The 11,831-nt window shown below is 46.8% G+C and carries 14 protein-coding genes; 11 read left to right on the forward strand and 3 right to left on the reverse strand.

Annotated features, from left to right (window positions below):
* Positions 1-249 precede the first annotated feature (249 nt).
* From PQQ36_RS15005 to PQQ36_RS15015, 3 genes are read right to left on the reverse strand one after another with little or no spacing between them, the layout of a single operon-like run.
* Complete coding sequence (locus PQQ36_RS15005) at positions 250-1,506, reverse strand: NAD(P)/FAD-dependent oxidoreductase (RefSeq protein ID WP_045612423.1); 1,257 nt, start codon at positions 1,504-1,506, stop codon at positions 250-252.
* Positions 1,507-1,530: 24 nt separating this feature from the next.
* Positions 1,531-2,601, reverse strand: a complete 1,071-nt coding sequence (locus PQQ36_RS15010) for a methyltransferase (protein WP_011149829.1) — start codon at positions 2,599-2,601, stop codon at positions 1,531-1,533.
* 30 nt (positions 2,602-2,631) lie between these two features.
* A complete protein-coding gene (locus tag PQQ36_RS15015; protein ID WP_011078168.1) occupies positions 2,632-3,021 on the reverse strand; it encodes a hypothetical protein in 390 nt (129 codons plus the stop codon).
* Positions 3,022-3,065: 44 nt separating this feature from the next.
* On the opposite strand from PQQ36_RS15015, the gene PQQ36_RS15020 reads away from it, so the two are divergent.
* The 11 genes from PQQ36_RS15020 (at position 3,066) to PQQ36_RS15070 (ending at position 11,824) form a co-directional block, all read left to right on the forward strand.
* A complete protein-coding gene (locus PQQ36_RS15020; protein ID WP_273661768.1) occupies positions 3,066-3,818 on the forward strand; it encodes a beta-ketoacyl synthase chain length factor in 753 nt (250 codons plus the stop codon).
* The gene (locus PQQ36_RS15025) at positions 3,815-4,573 is read left to right on the forward strand and encodes a lysophospholipid acyltransferase family protein (RefSeq protein WP_011078170.1); all 759 of its coding nucleotides are present in this window, start codon (positions 3,815-3,817) and stop codon (positions 4,571-4,573) included. Before PQQ36_RS15020 ends, PQQ36_RS15025 begins: the two co-directional genes overlap by 4 nt.
* Positions 4,574-4,667: 94 nt before the next feature.
* Entirely contained in the window at positions 4,668-4,928 is a 261-nt protein-coding gene (locus PQQ36_RS15030; protein ID WP_011078171.1) for a phosphopantetheine-binding protein, read from the forward strand.
* A gap of 16 nt (positions 4,929-4,944) precedes the next feature.
* Complete coding sequence (locus PQQ36_RS15035; RefSeq protein WP_011078172.1) at positions 4,945-5,199, forward strand: acyl carrier protein; 255 nt, start codon at positions 4,945-4,947, stop codon at positions 5,197-5,199.
* Positions 5,200-5,202: 3 nt separating this feature from the next.
* Positions 5,203-5,760, forward strand: a complete 558-nt coding sequence (locus PQQ36_RS15040) for a septation protein IspZ (RefSeq protein WP_011078173.1) — start codon at positions 5,203-5,205, stop codon at positions 5,758-5,760.
* Positions 5,761-5,767: 7 nt separating this feature from the next.
* Entirely contained in the window at positions 5,768-7,135 is a 1,368-nt protein-coding gene (locus tag PQQ36_RS15045; protein ID WP_045619864.1) for an AMP-binding protein, read from the forward strand.
* Positions 7,136-7,147: 12 nt separating this feature from the next.
* Positions 7,148-7,519 carry an ApeI family dehydratase gene (locus PQQ36_RS15050; RefSeq protein WP_011149826.1) on the forward strand — a complete coding sequence of 124 codons (372 nt, stop codon included), beginning with the start codon at positions 7,148-7,150 and terminating at the stop codon, positions 7,517-7,519.
* Positions 7,512-9,221 (forward strand): glycosyltransferase family 2 protein, encoded by a 1,710-nt coding sequence (locus PQQ36_RS15055; RefSeq protein WP_045619863.1) that lies wholly within the window; start codon positions 7,512-7,514, stop codon positions 9,219-9,221. Before PQQ36_RS15050 ends, PQQ36_RS15055 begins: the two co-directional genes overlap by 8 nt.
* The gene (locus tag PQQ36_RS15060; RefSeq protein ID WP_011078177.1) at positions 9,199-10,743 is read left to right on the forward strand and encodes an HAL/PAL/TAL family ammonia-lyase; all 1,545 of its coding nucleotides are present in this window, start codon (positions 9,199-9,201) and stop codon (positions 10,741-10,743) included. The genes PQQ36_RS15055 and PQQ36_RS15060 overlap by 23 nt, the downstream gene beginning before the upstream one ends.
* Before the next feature lie 8 nt (positions 10,744-10,751).
* Positions 10,752-11,198, forward strand: coding sequence for an acyl-CoA thioesterase (locus tag PQQ36_RS15065; protein WP_013572199.1), 447 nt, complete (start codon positions 10,752-10,754; stop codon positions 11,196-11,198).
* Positions 11,168-11,824 carry an outer membrane lipoprotein carrier protein LolA gene (locus PQQ36_RS15070; RefSeq protein ID WP_103278002.1) on the forward strand — a complete coding sequence of 219 codons (657 nt, stop codon included), beginning with the start codon at positions 11,168-11,170 and terminating at the stop codon, positions 11,822-11,824. Before PQQ36_RS15065 ends, PQQ36_RS15070 begins: the two co-directional genes overlap by 31 nt.
* Positions 11,825-11,831 lie beyond the last annotated feature (7 nt).

Raw genomic sequence — 11,831 nt, forward strand, 5'->3', positions numbered from 1 at the left:
GCTCTGTGGTCAATCCAAGACACACCAATGTAGTAACTCAAGCCGAGAAATCAATGAGGTTTTATAAAATACGCGAATCGTTTGGCAAAATAACTCATCTTGAATAAGTAAAAACGTAATAAAGTGTAATCTTGATGACAACCGCGTTGAAAGATAAAGAAAAAGGCCCTGATGGGCCTTTTCCATTTACTCGCTATTTGGGCTAAAAAGACGATCTCTTTCTTCTTCTTAGCGTGCAGATGATTCCGTTCAAAGCGCTGTTTCAGTGCGCAGCTCGCGAACAAACTCCGCTAAGCTTGCCAGTCGGCGTCTCGATTCTTTGACATAAGGGTTACTCTCATCCCACGCGTAACCAGCAAGAATCGAAGAGATCATCTGCTTGATGCGCGGGTTAGGATCGTCAAAGAAAATCACCTCTTGCAAAGTGCCGTCATACCAACCTTCAACATAGGTGCGGAAGGTATTCACCCCGACCATCAAAGGTTCGGCATACGCTTTTTGCCAATCGACCACTTCGCCAGCCAACTGTTTCTCAACGCACTCTACGGCAAACTGCGCCGATTTCATCGCAATCGTAACACCAGAAGAGAACACCGGATCAAGAAACTCACCCGCATTGCCTAGCAACGCATAATGTGGTGTTGCTAAGTGCTTAACATTGGCCGAGTAGCCGCCTAATTCGCCAGCAGGATTCGGATATTGCGCCTTATTCAGCAGTTGAGCGAGCCCCGGTTCTTCTGACGCCAGTTGCTGGAGCGCTGCTAACTTATCGTCTGGATAATTTTGGAAAAACTCTGGAGTGCCAACCACGCCAAAAGAGCAAACACCATTGGAAAACGGTATCAACCAATACCAGACACCGGCGTTTTCAGGATGAACCGAAATCAAGATCTTATCGCGGGTATAAGTGATGCCATCGCCATCGATATTATCGACGATGTGAGTAAAAATGGCTTTCCTCGGAGGTAAACAAGAAGGCTCTTCCAAGGCCAGTAATTTTGGCAACACTCGTCCAAACCCACTGGCATCGAGTAAATAATCGGCTTCAATTTGATAGGCTTGACCGTGTTCGTCCGTCACCACAAGCCGTGACTTGCTACCCTCAAAGGTCACTTCCGTTACTTCATGCTGGTAACGAATCTCTACCCCTTGGCGCTGCGCATCATCTGCCAACACTTTGTCGAACGTCGCTCTTTGTACTTGAAAGGTCGTGCCAGGGCCAGGCGTAAACTTATCGGTAAAGTCGAACTCGGTATAGACACCTTGCTTGCGAAAGGCAGCACCATTTTTAAATTGAAAACCATGCTGATTCACGGCGTCTAACATGCCTGCCTGTTCAACCACTTCCATACAAGCCGGCAACAAACTCTCCCCAATCGAAAAGCGGGGAAATTGCGCTTTTTCTAACACAATGACTTTGATACCACGCTGATGTAGCAACGCAGAGGCGGTCGAGCCCGAAGGGCCCGCACCAATAATGACAACCTGGGTGGATTGCTTTTCCATACTCAGTGTAATTCCTGATTTTCTTTATTGTTTTGCAACCAATTTGAGCAAAGTGTGGCCTAATCCGATATTGTCGGTACGCTCCACAACCTCAAGTCCGGCTTCTTCAACGATTTGCAAGAAATCTTCGCTTCGATAGAAACGACTGTTACCATTCGCTAAACAGGTAAAATAAAGCGAGGTTGCGTTTAGGCTATATGAAGCGGCATCATATTTCTGTGCATCGCAAAACAGTTCAAGAATATACACGACAGAATTCTGTTGAAGGTTCTCCTTTACGCGCTTAAGTATGCTCAATATTTCCATCGGCGAAAAACAGTCTAAGAACTGGCTCATCCACCACACGTCCGCGTTTTGCGGTAAGGATTCATTCTTATCAAGCATGTTCGCAGGGAAAGGCGCAATACGCCCCGAAAAACCTTGTTTATCGGCATTGGCCATCGCGAGTTCAAGCTGACGAGGTAAGTCCACAATCGTCACTTTGACATCAGGATCATAGTTGCAGCACTGTAGCGCCCATTTTCCGGTATTGCCACCAATATCAACGATGTGTTTTGGTTTCTCCGCAAACACCGTCTCCAGCAAAATCGGGAATGAGCGATCAGAATAGTAGTGATCAAACTTAAACCAGCTCTCTTTTGCTTTTTCAGGTAGACGAGACAAACCTTCGTAAATGGTGACCCAGTCACCAAGCTCTTTGAGGCCCGCCGGCTTGCCTTCTTGAATCGCTTCCGTCAAATGCATCATCGCGGCGTAACAGACGTCGGCAGTGAAATCCATGTTGGCTTGAGTCATGCCATCATGAAGAAGGAAATGGCCCAAGTTTGCCAAGATATAGTTAGGTTTTTTCCACATCACAACATGAGCACTCAGTGCCATATCAAGCAGTACTTTTACCCCATATTCTGAGACTTGAGTTTGCTCAGCAATTTGTTCTGCGGAGAGCCCTTCTTCCCCGGCCTTATCTAAGGCAGCCAGGATTCCAAGATCTCTGAGAGTGCGAGCGGTATGAAAAAGAATAGGAGCAAATGAAAGTTTCTGAGCTTCTGTTTTCGCTTCGAAAGCGTTATACGGATCAAAATTATGATTTAACACGAAAAAACCTAACTAACTGTTAAAAAGAAATTATTGCGCTGCGACTAGTGCAAATTGACGTTGAATATCAACATTTAAGTTGTTGATCCAGCGATTGTAATTACGATGGATATTGCCATCACTTGCATTCAGATTCTCTGATTTAACGTAAAGAATTGAGTAATATTTGTCGTCGTAAGGGATCATTATTTCTGCAAAATGCGAGCGAAGATTCAATTTTGCGCTTAAAACGCCAGGTTCGACTTCGGTAATCGCCCAACCCCTTTTCGTTGCTGCCAAGACGATCGCGCTTTTCACTTGTTTACTTTGAAGATCATAACTGACTGGAGTATCCTGTATCTCCAAAATTGGTTGTACTCGACCACAGCCAACTAATAACAACGTCAAACATATAGAAATAAAAATTTTAAAGGTTTTCATTAGATTGTCCTTATTTTTTGATAAGGGCTTTAGTATGAACGCCAATGGAAACAAATCAACAATCTATGTCAAATTCATCACTATCTCTTTGTGTAAATATTGAAAAATGGTATGCGAACTCTCCTGGATTGGATAATAAAGAGCGCTGGCTAGAGTGGGCAAATACCGGAAGCTATCCTGAATCTTTCGATATTACGGCAAGTAATATACCGGCGATGATGAGACGCCGAATGAGTTCGTTAAGCAAACTGGCGGTGCACGCTGCCATTGAGTTGCTTAACCAAAACGACGTTGACTATATGGTTTTTTCAAGCCGTCATGGAGAATTACACCGCAGCATCGCCTTAGTCAAAGATATATTACTGGGTGAAGAAGCCTCACCAATGGCTTTTTCTCAATCGGTACATAACACGGCGGCGGGATTAACCACCATTGCAACCAAAAAGCCTATTCCACTGACGTCGATTGCCGCGGGGAAAAATACATTCCAGAGCGCGCTTACAGAGGCTTACCTATTTTTGTCTATCCACCCAGATGCCAAAGTGTTATTAGTAGACTTCGACGAACCATTGCCACAAGACTATGCGGAATTTGAAACACAAACGTATCGCGGTTTTGCACTCGCGATGATCGTGAGCACGGGACAACAATTTGCTATCGAGGCCCATTCCGCTCAGCAGCCACAAGAGCATGAGTTGCCGCAAGCGCTGCAATTTTTCCGCGGTTTCCTCCAAGAGCAGGTCACACAATGGTCAATCACTGGCTCTCGCCAAACGTGGACATGGCATAAAAAGTGAAAAAACTGAATCAATATTGGCGGGTGTTTGCAACAGGCTTTTGCTTTGCGACCTTTGGCATTGGTGGTCTTATTCTCGGCTTGGTCATTATTCCACTGATTCATTTGTTCATACGTGAGCAAACCGCGAGAGAATATAAGGTACAACATACAATTAAATTCACTTTTACGCTGTTCTGCAAACTGATGAAATACACTGGCGCGATCGACTATAAAATTACCGGTGGTGAGATTCTTGCCGCCGATAAAAATTGCCTTATCGTCGCCAATCATCCCAGCCTGATCGATTATGTGTTAATTGCCTCGCAGTTACGCCAATGCGATTGCTTAGTTAAAGCCTCTATTTGGCAAAATCCTTTTATGAAATATGTTGTACAAGGAGCAGGCTACATACCCAATAAATCACCGGATGATCTTCTCAACCAATGCGAACAACGATTCGAACGCGGCAATGTATTATTGGTATTTCCCGAAGGGACACGAACGACCCCTGGTGTGAAGTCACAATTACAACGCGGTGCTTCTCAGATCGCGATTAGGACCGAACGAGATTTACGCATCGTGCACATCACCGTTACCCCTAGTTTCTTGACCAAAGAAAAAATGTGGTACCAAGTGCCTGAAACTAAACCGTTCTTTCACGTTGAGGTGAAACATAAGGTTGAGGTAAAACCATTTATAGAGCAAACTAATAACCCAACGTCAGCAGCCAGAAGACTGAATACACATTTGGCTGAGGCAATCTTCCCTGAGTAAGCCAAAAGATGTCTCTCCGATTTTGCCCAAGCAATATTGTTTTTGCTTATTTCAGGTTTCATTTTCCAAAATCAGTAAATATAAGTAGGTCCCAGTGGAAGTACTACAAAATGAAATTAAACAACTGATCATCGATGCACTCAATCTAGAGGACATCTCGATTGATGATATCGACACTGAAGCACCACTGTTTGGTGATGGCTTAGGTCTCGATTCTATCGATGCATTAGAACTTGGTTTGGCTATTAAGAAGAAATACAACATTGTTATTGATGCAGATGACAATAATACTCGTCAGCACTTTGCTTCTGTGGCAAATTTGGCAAACTACATTTCTTCACAAACCGGAAATTAATTAAGCAGGCCCTGATATGTCAGAAGTTAATCAACAAGCCGTATTTGAGCAGGTGAAAGCCGCTCTGATTGAACTATTTGAACTAGAAGAAGACGACATCCAACCGGATGCTCATCTTTATCAGGACCTAGACCTGGATAGCATTGATGCCGTTGATCTGGTTGTTCATCTGCAGAAAGTGACAGGCAAGAAAATCCAACCCGAAGAGTTTAAAGCGGTACGCACGGTTCAAGACGTCGTTGACGCTGTCGTTGAACTTGTAAAGGAATAAGAGATGCGCACATTGCTGACAGTTTTGTCTGCAATTGTATTGCTTACCTACCCTTTTGCCGTCTATTTCGGTATCGATAAGCTTGGCTTAGAAGTGGTCGCACTCCTTTTAGGCATTGTGTTTCTGCTCAGAATCCTTTCCGGCCATCAAGCCAAGCTTAAAGAATTCAAACAACTTGCGGTGATAAGCGGAGTGATCGGTGTGATGCTGGTTACGCTAGGCGCGATATTCAAACAGCAAGGTTGGCTGACGTTTTATCCCGTGATCGTTAACCTCGCCATGTTAACGCTTTTTGCCTCGAGTTTAACTCAGCCTCAAACGATTATAGAGCGATTGGCTCGTCTACAAGAGCCCGAGTTACCCGAAAGTGGCGTTCGTTATACTCGCACAGTCACGAAAGTGTGGTGTTGGTTTTTTCTCATCAATGCAAGTATCGCTTTATACACCTGTTTTCAATCACTGCAGGTGTGGACACTGTATAACGGCTTGATTAGCTATTTAGCCGCCGGAAGTTTATTTGCTGGGGAATGGATCGTTCGCCAGTTTGTTCGCAAGGACTGAGCATTAGATGAGTCACCCTCTACCATTTCATTCACTCGCCACGCTGTTTCATCACGGCAGAGCCCCACGACACCAAGTCGCGTTTTCCCTGAATGAACACCATGATTGGTCATCGTTCACGTGCCACGTGCATTCACTTTGCGAGCAATTGAAGCAAACAGAAGCTCCACGAGTTGCCCTGTGCGCCGCCAACAGCTACCAATTTGCCATTGGTTTTTTTGCGCTGTGTTTTAGTGGCAAAGCCATTGTGTTACCTGGAAATTATCAACCAGCGGCGTTGGATGAGCTCAGTTGCGAGTTTGATCTCTTGTTGTGTGATGAGGAAGTGGGAAGCCACTTGCGCCAAGCGTACCAATTAATATCGGACACGCACAGCACGTGCAAACCCGCCTTGTTTCCACACTTGTCACTTGAACAAGTGGTGCTCACCTTATTTACCTCGGGCTCCAGTGGAACACCAAAGGCGATTCGCAAAACGCTGCAACAGTTAGATAGTGAAATCGCTGTGTTAGAGCAATTGTTTGGTCAGCAGTTACAAGACTGCCGCATTGAAAGCACCGTTTCTCATCAACATATTTACGGTTTGCTTTTCCGTGTACTTTGGCCTCTTTGTGCAGGTCGTGCCTTCGCTCAAACCAACTTAGAGTATCCCGAGCAGCTTGTCGCACACGCCAGTGACCACACCGCGCTCATCAGCAGCCCTGCACTGCTTAAGCGATTAACCTCCGAGCATCACTCTTCACCATTTGCGTCTGTCTTTTCATCTGGCGGCCCGTTAAGTTACGAAGCGGCGATGCACGCTCAAACGCTGTTTTCACAGACACCATGGGAGGTGTTTGGCAGTACAGAAACGGGGGGCATTGCTTGCCGTCAGCAGCATCAAGCCAACACACCATGGCAACTTTTTCCTGGCATTGATGTCGAGCTCAATCAAGAGAACTGTTTGCGCCTGCGTTCTCCACACATTGATGGAGAGAACTGGTATCAAACCGCCGACGAATGTGAAATGGTCAGCGAACGTCAATTCTTGTTGAAAGGGCGTACCGATCGCGTGATCAAGCTGGAAGAGAAGCGAATTTCACTGGTCGAAGTAGAAAAGCGCCTTGATCATCTCGACTGGATTAACGAAAGCGTGGTCATCCCCATGACAGAATCTGACAGATTAACCTTGGTGGCTGCGATAGTATTAACCTCAGCAGGTACAGCGAAACTCAATGAGCTTGGTAAAGGCAAGTTTTGGCTTATGCTGAGAGGGGAATTGCGACAATGGTTAGAGCCGATCGCCATTCCACGTCGCTACCGAGTTGTCAGTGAAATTCCTTTGAACAGCCAAGGGAAGAGACTGACCAACCAAATAGAACAACTTTTTCATTAGAACGAAAACACTATGAGTACAAAAAGAAAGCCAACCGTTCTTGCCAGTCAGGTCGACGGACACAGTGCCACATTACAGCTGCGCGTTGATCATGATCTGCTGGATTTTTCTGGTCATTTCACTCACTTTCCCTTGCTACCGGGTGTCACACAAATCGACTGGGCGATGTTCTATGGTCAAACGCTGTTGCAGTGCCCTGCCGCATTTAAAGGAATGGAAGTCATCAAGTTCCAAGAACCAATTCTGCCCGATGCGCAAGTAACACTCTCGCTCGTTTGGGATGAGAGCAAAGCGAAACTGCAATTTAGCTATACATCCTCTCGAGATGGCGAACGTATATCTCACTCATCAGGCAAGATGAAACTAGGGGCGAGCAGTGACTGACTATCAAGCTTGTTTTCTCATCCCTTGTTACAACCATGGTGAAACCATTGGTCAGGTGATCGACTCGCTGCAAGAGTTTGCGCTGCCAGTGATCATCGTTGATGATGGCAGCAATTTCGCCACACAAACGCAACTCGAGCAGCAAGCAACACGCGACAAGGTATACCTGATCCGCTTAGCCGAAAACCAAGGCAAAGGCGGCGCCGTCATGGCGGGTATCCGCTATGCACAACAACTTGGCTTTACGCACACCATTCAAATCGACTCGGATGGGCAACATGATCTGCAAGCGCTGCCAAAGTTGCTGAACGCCTCAAAAATGCATCCTCAGCGCTTGATATCAGGACAGCCAATTTATGACGAGAGCGTCCCTAAATCTCGCTTGTATGGCCGTTACGTGACTCATGTTTGGGTGTGGATTGAGACACTCTCCATGAGCATCCAAGACAGCATGTGCGGCTTTCGCGCCTACCCAGTGGACAAAACCATCGCGGTTTTGGACAAATATCGCCTTGGCACACGCATGGATTTTGACATCGAAATCCTCGTTCGCATGTACTGGGAAGGGGTGGATATTGATTTCATTGAAACTCGCGTGATCTACCCTGAAGGTGGCATTTCGCATTTTGATGCGCTTTGGGACAACGTTAAAATCAGTTGGATGCATACGAAGCTCTTTTTTGGCATGCTGCCAAGAGCCCCGAAGTTGATGATGCGCAAACATCCTGATGCGAAAAACAATGTGCATTGGTCCAAGCAGCAAGAGCGAGGCACGGTACTGGGTATTAAACTGCTGCTAGCGGTCTACTCGCTGCTAGGGCGAACGACCTTCAATCTGATCTTGCGTGTTGTGATGGCTTATTATCATGCGACGGGCAAACAAGCCAAGCAAGCATCGCAACGCTATCTCGACCAACTGGAGCAATACGCCAGAGAAAAGCGTATTGAACTCCCGGATAATCTCACCAGTTACAACCATTTGCTCTCTTTTGGCCATACCATGCTGGATAAACTGGCGGCTTGGAAAGGCGATTTTTCAGCGCAAAATTTGACTATCCACGGGCAAAATCAGTTCGACAAAATGATTGAGAACCAGCAAGGTGTGGTTATTCTCGGTTCGCATTTGGGCAACATTGAGCTGTGTCGAGCCTTAAGCCGACGTCATACCCACGTCAAAATCAATGCCTTGGTCTTTACTGAACACGCAGAGCGTTTTAATGCGGTGATGAAAGCAGTTAACCCCAATTCTGAGCTCAATCTGATTCAAGTGAGCCATTTGGGGCCTGATACCGCTATCTTGCTACAACAGAAAATTGAGCAAGGCGAATGGGTCGTCATTGTGGGTGATCGCACCTCCACCAGCAAAGAAACACGCGCCGTTTGGGCTGATTTTCTTGGCAAGCCTGCGCCATTCCCACAAGGGCCATTTATGTTGGCTTCGATTCTCAAAGCGCCTGTGTATTTACTCTTTGGCCTACGTGACGATTCCAGCAGTACCCCCCATTTTGATGTCTACTTCGAACATTTTAGCGACAAAATTGTTCTGCCTCGCAAAGAGAGACAAACCGCTTTGGAAATGGTTGTGCAACAGTACGCACAACGTTTAGAACATTACACACTGCAGGCTCCTCTGCAGTGGTATAACTTTTTTGATTTTTGGAACCTAACAGATCAGCAACATGACGATGCAAGCAGAAAATAATATTACCTTTGGCCAAGGCAGACTGACGATTGAGGATGTTGCGGCGATCGCTCAAGGCGCAAAGGCCACGTTAAACAACTCAGTTGAATTTACCGCCAAAATCGACCGCGGTGTCGCCTTTCTAGAACGCCTTCTTAAAGAAGAAGGGGTGATCTATGGCGTCACCACTGGATACGGCGACTCTTGTACAGTCGCGATACCGCCTCAATTGGTTGAAGAATTGCCCCTTCACCTAACGCGCTTTCACGGCTGTGGCTTAGGCAAAATTCTCACCCATGAGCAAGCGCGCGCGGTGCTTGCTACACGTCTGTGTTCTTTATCACAAGGCGTTTCGGGCGTAAGTCATGACTTACTTAATCAGATCGTAACTTTGATTAATCACGATATTTCACCTCGCATTCCTGAAGAAGGTTCGGTAGGGGCCAGTGGCGATCTGACTCCCCTTTCCTACCTTGCTGCAGCGCTGGTTGGTGAGCGAGAAGTGATCTACCAAGGTGAAGAGCGTGCAACCGCCGAGGTTTACGCCGAACTTGGCATCCAACCGATTAAACTGCGTCCTAAAGAGGGCTTGGCGCTCATGAACGGAACGTCAGTGATGACCGCGTTAGCTTGCCTTGCCTACAAACGCGCGGAGTATCTAGCGCAGCTCAGCACCAAAATCACCGCAATGGTCTCTGTGGCCATGCACGGTAATGACTTCCATTTTGATGAAGCGCTCTTTGCAGTCAAACCTCATCCTGGCCAACAACAGATCGCCGCTTGGTTGCGAGATGACTTGAAAGCCGATAAGCCACCACGCAACAGTGACCGTCTGCAAGATCGTTACTCATTACGCTGTGCGCCGCACGTGATTGGCGTTGTCCAGGATTCGCTACCTTGGTTGCGCCAAATGATCGAGAACGAGCTCAACAGCGCCAATGATAACCCGATCATCGATGGTGACAACGAACGTGTTTTACACGGCGGTCACTTCTATGGTGGTCACATTGCCATGGCAATGGACACACTAAAAACCGGTATTGCCAACCTCGCAGATCTACTCGATCGTCAAATGGCACAATTGATGGATTACAAGTTCAACAATGGCTTACCATTTAACTTGAGCGGTGCCGAAGGGGAACGCAAACCTATCAATCATGGCTTTAAAGCGGTGCAAATTGGTATTTCTGCCTGGACCGCAGAAGCGCTCAAGCACACCATGCCCGCCAGTGTATTTTCACGCTCTACCGAGTGTCACAACCAAGACAAAGTGAGCATGGGGACTATCGCTGCCCGCGATTGTTTGCGAGTATTGGAACTGACCGAACAGGTGGCAGCCGCGTCTCTACTTGCTGCAACGCAAGGGATCGAAATTCGCCGCCGTCGTGGTGAACTGGACGAAAACCACATGAGCGATCGCCTGAAAGCCATCTGCAGTTCGGTACTCAATGAGTTTGAATTTGTCACTGAAGATCGCCCATTGGAAAAAGATCTGCGCCAGTTCATCGCTCACATTCAACAGCGTCATTGGTCACTGTATTAAGAGGTTCTATGACAGACGTACTTTATCCACTAGAAGCTGAGGTAACCTTGGTTACCTCGTTTCAAGATGCCGACCCTATGGGGGTTATCTATCACGGTAATTACTTCCGATTTTTTGAAGAAGCAAGACGAGTGATGATGGAAAAAATTGATTATGGCTATCAGCAAATGAGCGCTTCGGGCTTCATGTGGCCAGTGATTGATGTTCAGGTAAAGTACGTCCGAGCCATTCCTTTTAATCACGCAATTCGCGTCAAAGCGACGCTGAGCGAATGGGAAAACCGCTTACGAGTGCATTATCAAATCTTTGATGCCGCCACAGGGCAACGCATGTGTAAAGCACATACCACTCAGGTCGCCGTCGGCATTGACGATCAAGAGATGCGATTAGCATCGCCCTCGGTGTTTCTCGAACGCGTCCATCAATGGCATCAGAACGGAGCGTACCTATGTTAATGTCATGCCGACAACACACGCTCACTTTGTGGCTACTGGTTTGCACACTGTTTTCTCCGCTGAGCTGGGCCCAAGTGAACAACCTAGATGAATTGCAAGCGCAGCTTTCCAAACACGATCTGGTGCGAGGCCAGTTCACCCAACAACGCCATTTGGAAATGTTTAACCAACCCTTGAGTTCTCAAGGGCAATTTGTGTTAGACAAAAGCCATGGTCTGTTGTGGCAACAACAAACCCCCTTCCCTGTGAATTTGGTTTTAACGCAAAACAAACTGCGACAAAGTTTTGCTGGGCAAGCACCACAAGTGATCACGGCAGAGCAAAACCCGATGGCGTTTTACTTCAGCCGCATTTTTCTCTCCGTGTTTCATGGAGATACCTCCGCTTTGCAGCGCGAGTTCGAGTTGACGTTACACGTTGACGACAATGGATGGCAGCTCGACCTGACACCGACAGCAGCCCCTTTAAATGCGGTATTCAGCAAGATTACCCTCAGAGGTAACGAAGAAATTGACCAACTGGAACTGGTGGAAAAACGTGGCGATCGCACCGATATTCAATTTTCACAGCAAACGCACACCCCAAAACAGTTGAGCGAGACGGAGCAAAAGCAGTTTGCGTTTTAAATCCCCG

It is taken from the genome of Vibrio sp. CCUG 15886 (genome assembly GCF_028570825.1).
Taxonomy (GTDB): domain Bacteria; phylum Pseudomonadota; class Gammaproteobacteria; order Enterobacterales; family Vibrionaceae; genus Vibrio; species Vibrio vulnificus_B.

Coding starts and splice junctions, on each gene's coding strand:
- PQQ36_RS15015 (WP_011078168.1), bottom strand. CDS start 3,021: ATGAAAACCTTTAAAATTTTTATTTCTATATGTTTGACGTTGTTATTA.
- PQQ36_RS15070 (WP_103278002.1), top strand. CDS start 11,168: ATGGCATCAGAACGGAGCGTACCTATGTTAATGTCATGCCGACAACAC.
- PQQ36_RS15005 (WP_045612423.1), bottom strand. CDS start 1,506: ATGGAAAAGCAATCCACCCAGGTTGTCATTATTGGTGCGGGCCCTTCG.
- PQQ36_RS15035 (WP_011078172.1), top strand. CDS start 4,945: ATGTCAGAAGTTAATCAACAAGCCGTATTTGAGCAGGTGAAAGCCGCT.
- PQQ36_RS15050 (WP_011149826.1), top strand. CDS start 7,148: ATGAGTACAAAAAGAAAGCCAACCGTTCTTGCCAGTCAGGTCGACGGA.
- PQQ36_RS15020 (WP_273661768.1), top strand. CDS start 3,066: ATGGAAACAAATCAACAATCTATGTCAAATTCATCACTATCTCTTTGT.
- PQQ36_RS15040 (WP_011078173.1), top strand. CDS start 5,203: ATGCGCACATTGCTGACAGTTTTGTCTGCAATTGTATTGCTTACCTAC.
- PQQ36_RS15060 (WP_011078177.1), top strand. CDS start 9,199: ATGACGATGCAAGCAGAAAATAATATTACCTTTGGCCAAGGCAGACTG.
- PQQ36_RS15045 (WP_045619864.1), top strand. CDS start 5,768: ATGAGTCACCCTCTACCATTTCATTCACTCGCCACGCTGTTTCATCAC.
- PQQ36_RS15065 (WP_013572199.1), top strand. CDS start 10,752: ATGACAGACGTACTTTATCCACTAGAAGCTGAGGTAACCTTGGTTACC.